Source organism: Amycolatopsis sp. NPDC114505, from assembly GCF_055633615.1.
On the sequence record NZ_JBVKDV010000006.1, the window covers coordinates 259,970 to 277,035 of the forward strand.

Genomic DNA, 17,066 nt, shown 5'->3' on the forward strand with positions numbered 1-17,066 from the left:
CATCGCCGCGCTTACCTGGACCGGTGGCCGGAACGCCCGGCCCGACCCCAGGAGGTTCCCGATGTCCGAGAAGAAGCTCATCGCCGTCGTCGGCGCGACCGGCCAGCAGGGCGGCGGGCTGGCCCGCGCGATCCTCGACGACCCGGAGCAGCGGTTCGCCCTGCGCGCCCTCACGCGCAACCCAGACTCCGCGGCCGCACGGGAACTGGCCGAGCGCGGCGCCGAAGTCGTCGCCGCGGACCTCGACGACGAAGCAAGCCTCACGAAGGCGCTCGAAGGCGCGTACGGCGCGTACCTGGTCACGGCGTTCTGGGAGTACAACTCCGTCGAACGCGAGCAGCAGCAGGCCCGCGCGATGGCGGCGGCGGCGTCGGTCGCGGGCCTGAAGCACGTGATCTGGTCGACGCTGCCGGACACGCGCCTGCACCTGCGCGACGACCGCGTCCCGACGCTCCACGAGCGCTACAAGGTCCCGCACTTCGACAGCAAGGCCGAGGCGGAGGCGTTCTTCGTCGAGGCGGGCGTGCCGACGACGTTCCTCTCGACGACGTTCTACTTCGAGGCCTTCGCCGACTTCTTCCGCCCGGTCCGCGACGACGACGGCGTCCTCGCGCTGCACCTGCCGATGGGCGACGCGCGCCTGCCGGGCATCGCGGCGGAGGACATCGGGCGGACCGCGTTCGGCGTCTTCGCGCAGGGCCCGTCGGCGGCGGGGGAGCGGATCAGCATCTCCGGCGAGAACCTGACCGGCGAGGAGTACGCGGCGGCGTTCGCGAAGGAGCTCGGGACCGACGTCGCGTACCGCCCGATGAGCGTCGAGGCGCTGCGGACGTCGGGCTTCCCCGGCGCCGACGACCTCTCGAACATGTTCTTCTACTACGCGGAGCACGAAGACGTGTTCGCCGGCGCGCGCGACCCGGAAGCGGTGCGGCGGCTGAACCCGCGGCTGCAGGACTTCGCCACCTGGCTCGCTTCCCACCGGGACGCCTTCCAGGGGCTGTGACGGAATAGGTGTCCGCGGCCACCGGTTGCGCTCTGCGTGACCGATGCGATGCGGTTCGAAGTCCTGGGGCCGATCCGGGCGTGGCGCGGCGACACCGAGATCGAGCTGGGCCCGCCCCAGCAGCGGGCGGCGCTGGCGGTGCTGCTCCTGCAGGAGGGCACGCCGCTGTCGCCGTCCCAGCTGGTCTCGGCGTTGTGGGGCGGCGCCGAGCCAAGGGCGGCGATCGGCATGGTGCGCTCGTACGTGTCGCGCCTGCGGCACGCGGGCGTGCCGATCGAGTCCGCCGCCGGCGGCTACGCGATCCGGGCGGAGTCCCTGGACGTGACGGAGTTCCAGCGCCTGCTGTCCTCCGGCCACCCGCGCGCGGCTCTGCGCTGGTGGCACGGAACCCCGCTGGCCGGAGTGAACGGCGACTACGCGGAGGCGGCACGCGTCCGCCTGCTGCAGCTGCGTTCGACGGCCCGGGAGGACCTGGCGGCAGCGGACATCGCGGCCGGCCACCACGTCGAAGCGGCGGCGGCGTTGACGGACCTGATCGCCGAGCAGCCGTTGCGCGAGCGGCCCCGCGAGCTGCAGATGCTGGCACTGTACCGTTCGGGCCGCCAGGCGGAGGCCCTCGACGTCTACGCCAGGACGCAGCGCCTCCTCGAGTCCGAACTGGGTCTAGATCCCGGTCCCGAGCTGCAGGAGATGCAGCGCCGGATCTTGGCGGCGGACCCGTCGCTGGCACCGATGACGCGCCCTTCACAGCTGCCCCCGGACCTCCCGGAGTTCGTCGGCAGGGCGGCGGAGACGACGGCGCTGTCCCAGGCGCTGACTTCGCGTTTCGCGGTCCCGGTGATCGGCATCGAGGGTTTGGTGGCGATCGGCAAGACGACGCTGGCGGTCCACCTGGGCCACACCCTGACCCCCGACTTCCCGGACGGCCGCCTGTTCCTGGACATGGCAGCCTCGGCGGACCCCCTGTCCGAGCTGTTACACGGCATCGGCACCACGAACCTCCCGGCCTCACCCAGCGAGCGAGCGGCGCTGTGGCGAACCCGCACAACGGGCCGCCGTGTGCTGGTGATCCTGGACAACGCCGGCCCCACCGACGACATCCGCCCCCTGTTGCCGGGCACCGGAGGTCCGGCGGTGCTGATCACAGCGCGTCAGCGTTCGTACGACCTGCCCCACGCACAATGGACGAAACTGGGCGGCCTGGATCTTCCGGATTCCCTGGCATTGCTGTCGCACTTGGTGGGCCCGGACCGAGTGAGCGCCGAGCTCCCGGAGTCCCGAAGGCTGGCAGCAGGCACGGCAGGCCTACCCCAGGTACTCCAGGCAATAGGGACGCGCCTGGCAGCCCGCCCGAGCTGGACGATGGCAGAGGCACTGAAGCGAGTGGGTCCCCCGACACCGGGCTCGCCGACAAGGCCCCCGGAGTGCCAGGCGATAGAGAAGCCGTACGAATCGGCACTGGCAGAGCTGACGACGTGGCAGATCCGGGCATTCGAGCGGCTGTCGGCATTCCCGACGTTCTCGACGGCGACGGCGACCGAGGTCCTGGACCTCGGGCAGGCGGACACGGCAAACCTGCTGGAGTCCCTGGTGGACGTGCACTTGCTGGAGTCCCCGGGCCCGGAGCGCTACAGCTACCAGGAGCCGGTCCGCAGGTACGCCCGAGGCCGGGCTGAATCGATGCAGGAGGTCGCAAGCCACCGGATGATGCCAGAGGGTCACAGAGGGTCGATCCAGACCCCCCTGAAGAAGGGTGCGGGGGAGCCGTATACTCTTTCTTCAGCAGGTCCGAGTGGCGGAATGGCAGACGCGCTAGCTTGAGGTGCTAGTGCCCTTAACGGGCGTGGGGGTTCAAGTCCCCCCTCGGACACAAATCTACGGGATATCTCCCGCACCACAGAGTAAGGGGCCCACCTCGGTGGGTCCTTTCGTCATACCTGCACCTTCGCGGTCGGCTACGCTGATCATGACCGTGCCCTCCCCGCACGAGCGTTGCCGGGGAGGTGTGTCATGACCGGCCGCATCCAGCCGCTCTCGATACCACCTCGCGCCGCGGTGCCCGCTCTCGATCGCGGACCGGCGGCAGCACCCGCCGCGCCGCCGATGCCCGAACTCGTCGGCCAGGTCGGCGACCGGCACCGACGGTTCTCCACCGCATTGGTGGACGCCTCCGGACGAATCCAGGACCGCAGGATCGTCGCCGCCCTGGAATGGAAGCCAGGGGACCGGCTGCTGATCACCCAGATCGGATCTTCAGCGGTGATCAGCCGCCGCACCGACGGCGTCTTCCGCATGACCACCAAGCCCTATGTCGTGCTGCCCGGCATCGTCCGGCACGGCTGCCGCGTGCTGGCCGGCAGCCGGGTGCTGATCGCCGCCGACCTCGAGCAGGACGTCCTGGTCGTACACCCCGAGCACGTCGTGCACGCGATGCTGCGCGACTTCCACACCACCCTTGCCGCTGAGGAGGCGGACCGATGACTGACACCACCGATCCTGCCGATCTCGAAACCGCCCGGCTGCTGCTCGCACGCCTGGGCGTCAACCCCGCCGACCTCATCGGCGACCCACCCCCATCCGCGGCGACCAAGGACCGTCCGGTGCCGACGATCCGCGAATGGATCCCCGTCGTCGCCGGGCTCCTGTCGCCTCGCACGGCCAGCTCCTACGGCTCGTACTGGAAGAAGGCCGAGGCCGTGTGGGGAGACCGGCGCATGGACACCATCACCGGCACCGAGATCAAGACGATGACTGAGTACGTCCGTAGAACGGCGTTGGTCCGCCGCAACTCCCGTGGCGGCCAGAACGCCGCGGAGAACTTTGTCGCGGCTATGCGGTGCCTCTACAAGCACCTGGTCGACGATGGGCGCCTGGATGAGCGAGCGAATCCAGCCATCCGTGTCACCAAGCCCTCGCGCAACGAGTCGACCCGCCGCGCCATCGCCGCCGGCCAGATCAAGGAGCTCAATGAGGTCGTGGCCAGCACCGGCGACGACCCTGAGCTCGACGCTCTGATCTGCCGGCTGCACGAGGAGAGCGCCTGCCGCCGTGGCGGCGCACTCGGGCTGCGCCGCCGCGACCTCGACCGGAAACAGAGCGCCATCCTGCTTCGGGAGAAGGGATACACCGAACGCTGGCAGCCAATCTCCCCGACGCTCATGCGTCACCTCATTGCCCACTTCGACGAGCGTGGAGACGGCGACCCCGATGGTCAGCTGCTGCGCTACGCCAGCCGAAAGCCCATCACGCGGCGCCGCTACGACCACATCTTCGGCCGTGTCCAGAAGGAGCTCGAATGGGCATGCTCACTGCAGATCAGCGCACATTGGTTGCGCCACACCACCCTGACCTGGGTCGAGCGCAACTTCGGCATGGCCGTCGCCCGCGCCTACGCCGGACATCGATCGTCCAATGACATGACCACGGTCCGCTACGTGAAGGCCGGCGTCGCGGAGGTCGCCGCCGCCCTCGCTGCGTTGACCGGTGAACCTCACCCACTGGCGGTCGACCTGGACGCCTGACCTGCGAGGTGGTCGCGCAGCATCGTAAGCCGTGCGACCACCTCGCGATCGGGTCGTGGACCAGGAGTCACGGGAGCGTGTCCGGTTCAGCTCTGAGGGTGTCGTGGTAGGCGATCACCATCTCGTAGAGGCGGCGCTGGGAGTAGATGACCAGCAACTCGTGCTCCATCAGCGCGGCGAGAAGCAGCTGGTCACCCGCCTGAATCCGGCAGCGGGCACGGACCTACGCCGGCAAAACGAGATTCAGCTTCGCCGGCACCCGTCGCGCGGCGTCAGGGCTCGCGCTCACCACGATCAGGCCGCACCGCACGTCGTAGCGAATCGGAAGACCTGCTGGCCAGCCTAGAAGGTTCACGGTGCCTTTCGACGCGACAGCTCCTGAGCCGTCTACGCGTACCAGCGCGAATCCTGCTGTCGAGTGTCCCGCCAAAGGCTCCAGTTCCGGTACGGGAAGCGGTGCGACCTGGGACTCCGCTCGGGTGAATGCGGGAATCGCGAGCGTTTCGATAATCTGCTGCGCCGGCTGTAGGACATGCTTCGTCGATGAGCGGGGGCCGGCCGCAGACCGTGGTACTGAAGCGCTGCCTACTATCAGGTTTCCCGAGCTGCTTGGAGAGTTAGACATGCTGCCTTCACGTGAGTTGACGTGGGAGGGCGTCGATCATCCGACCGGGTGAATAGTGCCACAATGCCGCGAGATGCGCCTCACTGGCAACCTCGCACCGGAGTCGCAGCTCAACGTGACAACTCGAGCTGCTGATTGCGAAGAGGACCGGTCCAGTTCAGCCTTCATCGGCCGCTTATTGACGGCTGGCCGAGTGTGCCGGCTTGACTGGATCTTTCAAGCGGAGTGCAAGGCGGACACGTCTCAGGCGCCTGACGGAGCATCGGAACGAGCGACGAATTTCGGATACCGTCAGAATCTCAACCCGCTGATTAAGAGTTCGCTGTCCTCGCTGTCGGATGGTGTCGAGTGATGTCGGACAAGACCTTTTCGACTGGTCACCGGCCATCACCTGTGTCGGACCCTGCCGGTTTCTGTCGTCGTGTGCGCGACCTCTCGGGCACTTCTCGGGCACGCGCGTGCCGGATTTTGTCGACGTATCCGCGCAGGTCAACCGTGGCGGACGTCGGTACGGCTGAGGGCTGCCAGGGAGGGCTGGTGCTGTGATGAGCCCGAGTGAGGGGCGTGATCCGGTGCTCTCGGCGGTCACGCTGATCGTAGGGGTCATCGTGGCTCTGACCTTCCTGTTCGGTTTCGGGAACGTGTTCACGTTGGCTCTTCGGCTGGGGGTGCCGGTCTGGGTTGCACCACTGGTGGCGCCTGCGGTGGATCTGTCGGTGGTCGGGCTGCTGCTTGCGATTCGATCCTTGTCAATGCGAGGCGCTCCTGCTGAGGTGATCCGGCCGGCGCGGCGGCTGCTGTTGGCCTCGAGTGTGGTGACGTTGGCGCTGAACGTCGCTGAGCCGTTGATCCTCGGCGAGGTGGGAAAGGCGTTGTTCGATGCGGTGGGTCCGCTGTTGCTGATCGGCTGGGCTGAGGTGGGGCCGGTCCTGTTGCAGGCGCTGGCCGCCGTATCAGCCACAGGGCGTCCGGCTGGCGTCGCCCAGGCCGCCGACTCATCCAGTGCTGTGGCCGAGTGGCAAGAAGAGGTGAATGTGGACGCTGAGTTGCTTGAGCGGGCACGGCATGAGGACCGGCGGCATCGAGAGCTGTATCAGCGTCCGGTCTCTGCCGAGAACCTCCGGAAGACACTGGGGGTCGGCGCAGAGCGGTCGCGAACGCTCGTGAAGCTGGTACGTGCAGAGCGGAGCATCTCCGCGTAGGTGCCGAACTTGGCCTTCGCGAACGTGACGGCGAAGACGTAACCGTACGGGCCCGCAACCGCTACATCGAACTGTCACTGCCTCCGCGCTCGGACCGGAGTCTGGCGATGGTCCCCATCCATTCATCGATGAACTTCGCGGCAGTGTGCTGGTCGTCAGGGCCATGCAACAGCCCAGGCCCTTTCTCGACGCCGTCGAGCAATGCGTCGTAGAGGTTCGACATCCACGGCGAGAGACAGGACACGACGGTCGAAACGAATCCGGCAGTCGACCTCATTGATGGCCCCAGAGCCATCAGTAGGTCACGTAGTCCGAGTTTATCGATCCGCGCGCGTAGCGCAGAAAACCCGAGGGTGTCAGGCATCAGCAGGCCGTGCATCAAGTAGATTGCACCGAACCCGGCCAGACCGTTGGCCACCGTTCGTGCCCGCCGTAGCTGCCCCGCGTCAGCGCGCCGCACTGCTTCGAGCTCATCGCTGGCGCTCGTCGTCGCCAGTGCCGCACGTAGGTGGAAAGACCGTGTCGGGTCAGCCAGGAGGCTGGCCAGCTCGGCCGCGGTAGTACCCGACGGGATCATACCGAGCTGCATGAGGGACGCCGCGAAGAGTTCCGGACCGACCTCGTCGATCCCCATTCCCAGACTGGCCGTCAAGTGGATCATGGCTGCTTGTTGTTCGTCAGGGAGCACCGGATCCTCATTGTCCGGGACGTCCGTACCGCTGAGCAGGGACTGACGAATCAGGTCGGGGTCGAGCGGCCGCGGAGCCGGTGCGCCGCTGCGTCGGACGGACTGTTCCGCTGCTGTGTAGAACGCGTCTCGTTCCGCCTCCGTTGCTGCCGAGCGTGCAATCCGGACAAGTCGATGCTGACGGTTCCTTTCGAACACCCAGACGATCGCCGTGCGGACAGCCTCGTCGGGCGGGTCGGGTACAGGCTCGGCCGGCGGGAGGGCGAGACCTGCTTCGGCGAACCAGTCCACGACCGCCAAGCGCAGGTCGCGACCCTGGCGGGCGTGCCGAGCCAGAGCTGCCGCGATCTCCACGGTTTGCGGCTCAGCTGTGGCGACCGACCCACGCCCCCGGCCACGCCCGTGACGCGTGTTCCTCGGCAGTAACCCCGCCCGTCTCCACCGCTCGAGCTGAGCTGGCGACGCAGTCAGACCGCGTTCGGCCAGCTGCTCGATCAGCCGACGGTCTGCTGCGCCAGGGGCTGCTCTCATCGGCACCGCATCCTTAGAACCCCGCGAAGTATGTCAATAAATACGCGACCACCTCTGGCCTACTAGACGCCGCCCCGCGGCACTTGGTTGGGGGTGTGGACCGAGGCGGTGACGTGAGAACCACTCAGAAGGACCCGGACCGGCGACGGGCCGTCCGGTCAACGGCTACCTTGGCGTATTTGCCGACCGTGCTCGCTCTCTGCAGCGAAGCACGCACAGCGCTCGTGTGCCTGGTCGTGCTGGCCGGCATCGCGATGTCATTGATCGCCGTAGTCGCCCTGTGTGCGACGCTCGCACGTCGACGCTCGACGCGAGCCGCTGCCGCGCACACGCTCGAAACGCTCCTACGACTCGTCCCGTGGTCTCGAAGGAGATGATCAGACTGGACTCTGGCCGCAATCGGTCAGACCCAGGCCGGCGTGACCGTGCGCTTGTCGTCTTCCAGGGCTTGGCCCGATCGAATCGGTCGGTGCTTCTGGTGAAACGAGAATTCGATGTTGCGCTCGGCTTGTTGCAGCGGCGAAGTGCCTGTGATCTGTCATTGTATTGGGCTATGTCGTCGGTTGGGCAGCGTGACGGTGTCGGATGGACCGAGCAGCGCCGGAGCCTGCATGCGCTGCTGACTGAGCGCATGCAGTTGCTCGCCGACTACTATGAGTCAGCCCTTTACTTTCTGCATACGCCGGACGCACCAGCGCGGATGTCGCACCTCGCGCACGCGGTGCGCGAGTTGTGCAACCATATGCCGGACGCCGTCAACGTGGCCAGGGTGGATCGCAGCAATACGGAAAGCAAGCTACCCATTTTGACCAAGGCGTGGGGGAAGGCCGGCTTGCCAGACGACGTAGGCGAGGTTCCCGGATGCCCGACGTCGGGTAGTGCTACGGACGAGTGCCACATCCCCAGGCCGGTTTTAGTGGCAGCAGCTGATCTTGTCTTGTCCACGCGTATACGTGGCAGCAACCGCCGTCGCGCTGCGCTGATGATTGTTGACCCGCATGCCCCGGACGGACAGTCTGCAGCCGAACGTCACCCTACTGTCGACCGTTGGGTCAAGATTGTCGATAGACTTTTTCCTTGGGTTCATGCTTTCGATAAGCGGCCCCAAGCAATCCCGGAAGATCAGCTCGCCGACGACTTCAAATTCCTGGAAGACGTGATGCGCGGAGTGCTTGCACCACTGGACGTGGTGGCAGACCTGGATGACTTGTTGGCCCAAACCCAACAACGGGTGCTCGATATCGACGGTCCGGGTGGCAGTGCGGCAGTTCCGCACGTTTCCGTTGGGGTTGAGGTGCCCGCCGAGAGGGCTGGTGACGATGCCTGATCCTCAGAAACTCGCCTGGCCGAGCGCGACTCCCGAACAGCTTGAGCAGGCTGAGAGGCTGGTGAACCAGCCTCGGCGTCTTCAGTACTTCTTCGAGAGGTTGGACAACCCGCTGTGGCTTGCACCCTTAGCGGCTCGCGGTTGGTTCGATACCGATCGTGTGCCCGAGCCGATCGTCGGTGACGACGGAAGCGTCCAGATCCTCGACTGGCCCCCTGCGGCCTACCTCGCTCGCGTGGCCGCGGCCGTGCCTGAGACGGCGGTGAGCCTGATTGACGCGGTCGGCGGCACGACCAACCCATTGGTCCAACGTCACCTTGTTGCAGCCCTGCTGGCCTTACCGCCGACTCAAGCTGCCGAATTCGCGAGCCTGGCCGTGTCGTGGATGCGCGGTCCGCACGCAGCCTGGCTTGACGAGCGGGATCTTACGAGCCTGACCGCAGCCCTTCTGCGACTCGACGATACGAATACGGGCGAACGTCTTGCATTGGCGCTGCTGAGCTCGATACGCGACGAGTACGTACTGGGCGAGGTGGCGCAGGCGCTCACCCAGCCACTGGCAGGATCCAGCGCGGCAGGGGTCTGTGTCTTCGCCGAGGCACTCGATCAGGGCGGCGACGACCCGCGCCGCTGGGAGTTGATCAACTACGGCAGGGTGTCAATCGGCGATCACCCGGAAAATCAGCATCTCCACGGCGACGTTGACCCGCTGATTGACGGCTTGCGTGACGCCGGCCTGAGCTACCTGCGTAGAACCGGTCGGCTGGATCTCTTGGATGAGTTGCTGGCCCGACCGCCCGCGATCTTCCGGCGGATCGCCTACCACTTGGCCACAGTTGTCATCAACGAGGCCGACGACACCGGTCAGGACGCGCCGTCAGCCGACTGGGTGACGGCCCTGCGTGCCCGAGCCAGAGACTGGGTGATGGCCGACGGCTCGCTGGCAGACTCGTCAAGCCGCCTGGAGTACGGCCTGCTCGTCCGCGCCATGTTGCCGCACCTTTCCGCCGCGGATGTCGAGACGATAGCGGAACGGGTGCGCGTCGGCCCGCACCTTAGTGACGAACATGTGCAGCGCCTGACGGCGCTGAGCGGAAGCTCAGACGACGACGCGGCCAGCGCGTACGCAGATCACTGGCGAGCAGAGCGGCTTGCACTCTTCGGTGCTGAGCTGCCAGCGCCGCTGCATGCAATCGCCGAGGACCTGGCGACCCGAGATGTGACAATGCCGGCACATCCCGGTCTGAGTCATGTCACCTACCCTGCGATCAGGCCAGAATCTCCTCTCTCGGCTGCCGAGGTAGCAGCCATGTCCGTCGAGGATCTCGTGCTCTGGCTGGCGGACTACTCGCCGACCGGTTCGTGGCTGTTCGATAGCCCCGAGGAGTCCCTGGCCGACGTGATCGTCCAAGACATTCAGTCTCGGCCCGACGAGTACACCGCCCAAGCCACGCAATTCGCGACCCTGCCACCGCTGTACATCTCCAAACTGCTCACCGGCCTTGCAACCGTCCTTTCCGCCGCTGCCAGGAAGAACTACGATGGGGGCGAACCGCCAACCTTGAACTTGGATTGGCCCACCCTGCTCGAAGCGAGCACAGCGATCGCCGATCTTTCTGACACCGGTGAGTCCGATGCGCGGCACACCCCCGACTCTTCTCGGTGGTTGCATCGAAGCTTGGCGCACCTGATCGACACCGGTCTTACCGTATCTGTCGCCGGACTGACGCTCGACAGCGCCGACGACATTCTCGCGGTCCTCGCGCAACTTCTGGACAGTCCAGACCCGACACCTGTCGACGAGGGTGAGGATCTCGCCACTTCGGATCCCACCACGCGATCGATCAATTCCGTCCGCGGGATCACCATGAACGCAGTGATGGCCTTCATCAGCTGGTGGTGCGCGCACGGTGGAACCGAAGCGACCGCACCTGCGCAGCTCATCACGATGCTGGATCAGCATCTGGACCTTGAACGCGAGCCCTCCCCGGCCATCCGATCAGTTTACGGGCAGCACATCAAGTTGCTGCACTGCTACCTGCCGCGGTGGACAAGCGCGCACGTCGCTGGAATCTTCGGTGCACCTGCAACCGCTGCGACGGCAGGCCAGCAGCAACCTGATTCGGCCATTTCGCGGACCCGTGAGCAGCAGCTCGGACAAGTAGCGTTGGACGCCTATCTCCTCTTCGCGATGCCTCACGTCGGCATGTGGGACCTTATGCAGGCCTATTACGAACAAGCACTCCGCACCTTGCGCGAGCCTCCACGCACGCGACAAGGGGCCCGGCGAGACACCCGTCAACGCCTACTAGATCACATGCTGCTATTCGTGGTGTGGGACGTCCTAAAGGTCGACGACCCGCGCCTCAAACCCGTCTTTCGATCACAGTGGGCCGGAGAGGCATTCATGCAACTCGGGTTCCAGCTTCAGCATGAGGAATCCCTCGACGACGTCACAGCTGAGAATCTGCGCACCCTGTGGACCTGGTGGAGAAAACGTGCCGAGAGTCGTGATGGGGACCCCGGTGGTGCTGCCCGCATGGTTTCAGGATTCCATCGATGGTGGCACGCGGCCAAACTCGGAACCGCGTGGGAGTTCGAGGAACTGCTCGCAGTCTTAAGGATCGCGCCGCGCATCGAAGCGCCAGGCATGGTAATTCAAGACGTGGTTGCTAGATACGAAGGCCATGAAAAGGAGGCGCTAGAGGCGATCGAAATAGTTCTGCGCCACGCGGCCACTGATCAGCAGCGATACTATGCCGTCCAGAAGTCAGAGGCGATCTTGCGGGCGTTGATCAGTAGCGAAGATCAGGATATTCGAGACCTTACCCGTCGCTTCGTTCAGACGTTGGCGTCATGGGGAATGATCGAATTCGCACAGAAGATAGGTGTAGCGGTCGCTTGACGTCGTCAGCCGTCGAGATGGTGCCGATGTACGCAGGGTGCGTTGGCCTGCGGATAGGGGATGCGGGCGCGGAAGGATTGCCCGGTACCGCCACGGGGTAGCGGCGCGGTCCAGGTGTGCTTTCGGCTGCGCGGGCGCGGGCAGCGGCAACGAGCGTGCGGCCGTAGCCAAGTCGGCGTTGCCCCGCGGCGATGTGGAGGCCGGTCTCTGCCGAGAACCTCCGGAAGGCACTGGGTGTAGGCGCAGACCGGTCGCGCGCCCTGGTGGAGTTGGTACGAGCAGAGCGGAGCATCTCCGCGTAGGACACATTCAGGAGGCGGTACTCGGACCGCAACACTCGCCCGTGGTCGCGAGTTGATCGAGCCGTGGGGACCTCGATCCGAGGTCGTCGCCTTCGTGCGGCCGTCAGGGTGCGGGCCGGGCGTTTGTGCTCGGTGTCGTGTTACCGCTTCGGTCCGTGTGCTCGTCCAGGACGGGGAATACGTCGGCTCATCCGTTCGAGTGGGACCAAACCGGCACTTGGTTCGGGTACTGCTTCTCGATCCACCGGCGTGTTGTCGTACAGAAGCTGTTGCAAGGCTTGACCGCGGCTGTCGAAGACCAGGCAGGCCGCGCGGTACGCGCCTGTTTGGATCTTCTTGGCTTTCAGGTAACGCGTCAGGTACTCGGCTGCTTCGGCCGGTTGCTCCCGGCGCCCGATGCAGGCCCAGACGAGCAACATGTGCCGTCCGGTGTCGTCACCCAGCAGAGTCGTCATGGAGTGGTGCTGACCATCTTGACGGACAACTTTGGCCAGGTCTTTGGCGCGGCGGCCGGCTTGTCTCTGCGCTGCTTTGTTCAGGCTAAGCAGCGCGGCGCAGGTCGCCAGCCAGCCGGGCTCGGCGGCTTCGGTGATGGCATCAACCAAGCGGAGGACGGCGTCGTTGGCGTTGTAGCCGGGTTTGGCTGCGTTGGTGTCGTCGTCCTTGGCGTAGTACCAGGCGTCGAGCGGTTCGGTCCTGCTCTCAACTACCTGGGGGACCTGTTCACGATGTCGCCGCTGCTCTCCGGTTCGCGGTGCGAGCGACCACGGTAGGTCTGCATTGAGGCGTTCAGGATCGGGTTCGAAGTAGAAGTGGGCTTCGAGGAACAGCATGAAGAGGTCGAGCTCGTCGACTGCCCGGTACTTCCACGTGGTTTCCGGCTGGGTGCGCCGGCGGAGATAGAGGATCAGCTCGCTTGGCCGGTTGAGCAGTTCGCACACGACGCGCAGGTCGTGTATCGAAACGGTCCAGGGGATGTTGTCGCGCCGGAGAACCCCGGCGGCAAGCAGGGCAGGGATAGTGGTGGTGACACCGGACAGGTCTTCGAGGCCGACCGCGATGGTGTGGACCTCGCGCACTCCGCTCAGGTCGAGCCATTCGCCGTTGTCAAGGCGGAGGCGCTTGTCGGTGAGGATGCGGTCGCGAAGCCGGCCGGCTTGGTCGGCGGCCGAGGTGATGATGTCCCGGAGTTTCCCACGGAGCCGGCGCGCGACGCCACCGCGTGCTTCGCCGGTGAGTGAGACGGACTTGACCTCGATGATCAGCGCGACGTCGTCGATGAGCAGAAGACCGTCGGCTTCGACGCGCTTGGTGAAATCGGCCGGTTCGAGTTGGGGCTGCGCTGCTCGTGGATCAGGGACGAAGTAGTTGAGCGACCGGTACACGCGCGCGTGCGGCAGGGCTCGTTCGAGTAGATCGATGGCCGCTTTCTCGACCCACGGCCCACGGTGGTCCTCGTAGGCCGTCATGCGGCCCGCCGCCTTGAGCCGGGTTTCGATGACCTCCCGGACGGCGGGTAGGGCCAGGCCGTCGTGGACGAGCATGCGCCGACCAGCGGGATCGCCCACGATCGGAGCCGTCCGAAGCGGATTGTCACCGTGGAAGAAACGTTCCAGGGTCTCTTCTGGTCCGAGGACGCTGTCGAGGGTGAAGGTGTCCAGCACGGCCTCGACGACGGCTGGCTCGTATCCCGTCAGTGAGGCGATTGCGCTGACGTCGATGAGCGTGGCTTCGGAGATGTTCTTCGTTAGGTCGTTCACGGCATCGAACATCTCCTGGACTGCGCGCACGGCCTCGGGATCCGGCTCTGACGTGGGATCCCGGCCCTCGCGGCGGAATGCATCGAGGAAAGGAAGCGATGCGTCGCGGGCCTCCTCCATACGAGAGAACCGCTGCCGTATCGCGGAAAGTGACGCGGTGCGCACTGCCTCCATCACATGCACCGCCTCTAGGCCAGTAAAACCCAGTACTTCGCGACAGACGTCGTTGACCTTCTCGTCGCCGAACAGACCTAGCAAGGTGTCGAGCAGCATGTGCGGGTAGACCGGGTTTCGCAGGTTGACCTCGCGCTGCACCGACCGGAAGACGACTGCCTGTTCCGCGTCGCCCGGTGGGGACTCGAAGATTCCGATCAAGCTGCCCACCGACAGGGCCTCCCGCGCGGCTGCCTCCAGCGGATCCGATGTGAACCGTGCGGGGTCTTGTTGGCCTACGACGGGCTCAGTGGAGCGGTCGCGGCACGCCAGTATCAGCGCGATCACTTCGAGGGCCGCTGCAGACGGTTCGACCCCGTGGCCCCCCTGCTTCATGATCATTCCGACGCGTACGGCGGAAACCGCTTTGAGCAGGTCGAAGCCGCAGGCCCGTTGCTCGATCGTCTGAGCCAGCTCGCGCAGACGTTGACGAGCGGTTTCTGCAGCGCCCGAGTAGCCGTCGGAATTCTCGATGTACTGGGCGAACCGGTCGGCGATCTGGACCATCTCGGTCACCACGCCCGGTACGGCGGGGGGAATGGCACGCTGGCGTCGTGCCTTCTCGCGCTTTTGCCTCGCTCGGCGCTCCTTGTGCCGTTTCCCGCTCATCGGGTCAATTTACCCAGGTTGCTCGTCGGTGCCGACTGGACGCGCCGGATGGCTGTGCGGCTCCCGGACGAACACCGAGCGCAGGAGGTGATGATCGTAATCCTAACGCCGGACGAGTCCGCCACACTCCGCGCCTCCGCACCTTCGAGTGCGTCGGCTCGATGACCGTGTGTGACCTGGTCGTCGTGCGGACGGCGTACGGCTTGCTGGTCCTCGGCAACGCCCTCGACCGGGTGGCCGGGTGAGCCTCCAGGAACTCGTCGGCTCCATCGCGGACCCCGGCCGAGCGCGAGCACGCCGCCGCCGTTTTCCGGCACGCGGTAGCTCGCCAGCTCCGCGGACGAGGCGGCCAGCGGCCCTCGGATCATCCGGACGGAGAAGCGGTGCCCGTCGTGCCGGACGGAGTAGCCGGCCGCCGAGTACCGCTGCAACTCCGCTCGGCCGGACAGGCTCCAATCTGTCTGCCGAGCCTGCCGCTGAAAGAGCCCTCGTTTCCCTGCTCGGGAAGCGAGGGTTCTTGCGTTCAAAAGTTCCGTGCCAGGGAAGCGACTCCAGCCCTTGTGTGTCTCGTATCACATCCACGCGATTGGGCGACGTCATGAGCGTCACGTCGCTGCGACGCTGCGCTATCACTAGAGGTCAAGGCGTTGCCTGATTGAATAGGGTGCCATATATAGGGAGAAAACTGCATCAGCGTCAAAAAACGGCAGTCACGACCGGGTAAAGCCTCATTCCCCCTCTAGTGCGGTTGCTGTACCCGTTGGCGGACAGGCACCATCAGCGCCATGAGTACCCCCGCTGCCGCTCCACCACAGCCACCGGAGCCCTCGAAAAACCGTCCAAGCTGGACGAGGTTGTCAGAGCCCTCGCCAAGGAAATCGGTCCGTATTGGCTCGTCTTTACTGGCCTCGCCGCGTTCTTCGGCGTGCTGGCCACCATCCTCGGCTTGGCCGCGATCGTGAGCCCGTACGTCGCGACGGCGGGGGCTTTCGGCGCTTTCCTTCCCGGCATCGCGGCCATTGTCCGCGCCTGGAGGAGTCGCTGCTGAGTTGCCGCGCTCGCCGATCTCCAAGGTAGAGGGCCCGGACCCTCTGGGTCCGCCGACGCGAGCCCGTGGGGTGCCGCGGACCGGTCCGGAAGCTCTGCGGTCGGCAGTGCGAATACCTCGTAGCCCACCGCCGCCCCGCCGCGTGCGCTCCTCCGTGCTGCCCGGAGTCGAAACGCCCGGCGGGGCCTTTCTCGTCTCGCTTGGCCCTAGTCCGGTCTCGGTCGCCCTCGCCGCCACCACCGGTGTTCCGACGAGTCGGACTCTTTGCTCTGCTCGATTTTCGCGACCGCCCCCGGCTGCTCGGGCCCCGCCACGTCTTGTCGTTGCAGCACCACCGCCGCGCCTTCGCGCTCTCTGGGACTGGAGTCCGGGTCGAGGAGTACCTCACACGCCTTCTTCTTCGACCGCGTCTCCGAGATCGAGGCGTACGCGTCGCTGACGCATTTCAGCTTGGACAGCAGCACCCACAGGCCGCCCACAATGGCGCCCACGATCGGACTTGCAGCCGCAAAATGGCCCAGTGCTACCCAGACTTGTGGGTCCATTCCGGTCCCCTGCTCGGTTGAGGCAGGAACCAGCGTCGAAGGTTACTCGAAGCGACGCTCAGTTCACCGCGGATGACTTGGGATCGAGAAAGTCATCGACGATGAAGGCAGGAACAAGGGGGTGGTCCGGCGTTCGCACGAGGCGGCGCACCTGGGGCTCCGGTCGACGTGGCCGGAGCCAGATCTCCTTCGGCAGCCAAGATGGCATGTAGGCAGACAGGGCGACCGCCACGAGAATCCCGTAGAAGACGATCTTTCCTACTTCGAAGTCCAAGTAGGAACGGCTACGAAATTCCGACCATGACGACGCCGGCAACCACGAGTGGACCCAGCGGACCACTCGACGACCGGTACCGAAACGGACGGACTCCACGTCGACATTATGCCCCATCCGTCGGCCGTCTCGCAGCCGAGAGTCCGGCTGCAGACGCAGGCAGCGCCACCACCTCGCCCAGTCTCCGCCCCAGGAAGGAGCATCGAGCCGACCTCGGCAAACACGCTTCCTCCAGAGGGAGGTCCTCGTCGTCCTCTCGCTGTCACCCGACTTCGGCCACGTCACCGACGTCCCGACCGGAGTCCAGGCGGACGCTGGGCATGCCCTGGGGAGCGCCGGCCGCCCCAGTGGGGCAGCGAGATCGAGGTGCTATCTCCGAAATCGTCACAGCGGAGGCAGTTAGACGCCTGGCCAGCCGCGTCCCGATGCCGCTTCACGCGGCTGGCCAGGGCTCGGCACCACACGCCGCCACGCGGGTTCGCGGCTTCCCACGGCGGGAAGTCCAGTCGTCCC

The 17,066-nt window shown here is 65.9% G+C and carries 12 protein-coding genes and 1 tRNA gene; 9 read left to right on the top strand and 4 right to left on the bottom strand.

Features of this window, described 5'->3' with window-relative positions:
* Positions 1-61: 61 nt before the first annotated feature.
* The 6 genes from ACZ7OU_RS47745 (at position 62) to ACZ7OU_RS47770 (ending at position 6,351) form a co-directional block, all read left to right on the top strand.
* On the top strand, positions 62-1,003 hold the full coding sequence (locus ACZ7OU_RS47745; protein ID WP_470260364.1) for an NmrA/HSCARG family protein: 942 nt from the start codon (positions 62-64) through the stop codon (positions 1,001-1,003).
* Positions 1,004-1,039: 36 nt separating this feature from the next.
* Positions 1,040-2,824, top strand: coding sequence for an AfsR/SARP family transcriptional regulator (locus ACZ7OU_RS47750; RefSeq protein WP_470260365.1), 1,785 nt, complete (start codon positions 1,040-1,042; stop codon positions 2,822-2,824).
* A tRNA-Leu gene (locus ACZ7OU_RS47755) sits at positions 2,790-2,873 on the top strand. Before ACZ7OU_RS47750 ends, ACZ7OU_RS47755 begins: the two co-directional genes overlap by 35 nt.
* A gap of 140 nt (positions 2,874-3,013) precedes the next feature.
* Complete coding sequence (locus tag ACZ7OU_RS47760; protein WP_470260366.1) at positions 3,014-3,484, top strand: hypothetical protein; 471 nt, start codon at positions 3,014-3,016, stop codon at positions 3,482-3,484.
* Positions 3,481-4,524 carry a tyrosine-type recombinase/integrase gene (locus ACZ7OU_RS47765; protein ID WP_470260367.1) on the top strand — a complete coding sequence of 348 codons (1,044 nt, stop codon included), beginning with the start codon at positions 3,481-3,483 and terminating at the stop codon, positions 4,522-4,524. The genes ACZ7OU_RS47760 and ACZ7OU_RS47765 overlap by 4 nt, the downstream gene beginning before the upstream one ends.
* 1,170 nt (positions 4,525-5,694) lie before the next feature.
* Complete coding sequence (locus ACZ7OU_RS47770; protein ID WP_470260368.1) at positions 5,695-6,351, top strand: hypothetical protein; 657 nt, start codon at positions 5,695-5,697, stop codon at positions 6,349-6,351.
* A gap of 61 nt (positions 6,352-6,412) precedes the next feature.
* Here ACZ7OU_RS47770 and ACZ7OU_RS47775 read toward each other — a convergent pair whose 3' ends face one another.
* Positions 6,413-7,330: a hypothetical protein gene (locus ACZ7OU_RS47775; RefSeq protein WP_470260369.1), complete on the bottom strand. Its 918-nt coding sequence runs from the start codon at positions 7,328-7,330 to the stop codon at positions 6,413-6,415.
* 709 nt (positions 7,331-8,039) lie between these two features.
* Here ACZ7OU_RS47775 and ACZ7OU_RS47780 point away from each other — a divergent pair.
* The gene (locus ACZ7OU_RS47780) at positions 8,040-8,897 is read left to right on the top strand and encodes a hypothetical protein (protein ID WP_470260370.1); all 858 of its coding nucleotides are present in this window, start codon (positions 8,040-8,042) and stop codon (positions 8,895-8,897) included.
* Positions 8,884-11,802: a hypothetical protein gene (locus ACZ7OU_RS47785; RefSeq protein ID WP_470260371.1), complete on the top strand. Its 2,919-nt coding sequence runs from the start codon at positions 8,884-8,886 to the stop codon at positions 11,800-11,802. The genes ACZ7OU_RS47780 and ACZ7OU_RS47785 overlap by 14 nt, the downstream gene beginning before the upstream one ends.
* Positions 11,803-12,244: 442 nt before the next feature.
* On the opposite strand, the gene ACZ7OU_RS47790 is transcribed toward ACZ7OU_RS47785, so the two are convergent.
* Positions 12,245-14,686: a hypothetical protein gene (locus ACZ7OU_RS47790; RefSeq protein WP_470260372.1), complete on the bottom strand. Its 2,442-nt coding sequence runs from the start codon at positions 14,684-14,686 to the stop codon at positions 12,245-12,247.
* Positions 14,687-15,428: 742 nt separating this feature from the next.
* Between ACZ7OU_RS47790 and ACZ7OU_RS47795 the strand changes: the two genes are divergently transcribed.
* Complete coding sequence (locus ACZ7OU_RS47795; protein ID WP_470260373.1) at positions 15,429-15,734, top strand: hypothetical protein; 306 nt, start codon at positions 15,429-15,431, stop codon at positions 15,732-15,734.
* 206 nt (positions 15,735-15,940) lie between these two features.
* Here the strand turns inward: ACZ7OU_RS47795 and ACZ7OU_RS47800 are convergent, their stop codons facing one another.
* Both ACZ7OU_RS47800 and ACZ7OU_RS47805 read right to left on the bottom strand, forming a co-directional pair.
* Positions 15,941-16,225 (bottom strand): hypothetical protein, encoded by a 285-nt coding sequence (locus ACZ7OU_RS47800; RefSeq protein WP_470260374.1) that lies wholly within the window; start codon positions 16,223-16,225, stop codon positions 15,941-15,943.
* Between the two features lie 112 nt (positions 16,226-16,337).
* On the bottom strand, positions 16,338-16,553 hold the full coding sequence (locus ACZ7OU_RS47805) for a hypothetical protein (RefSeq protein ID WP_470260375.1): 216 nt from the start codon (positions 16,551-16,553) through the stop codon (positions 16,338-16,340).
* Positions 16,554-17,066 lie beyond the last annotated feature (513 nt).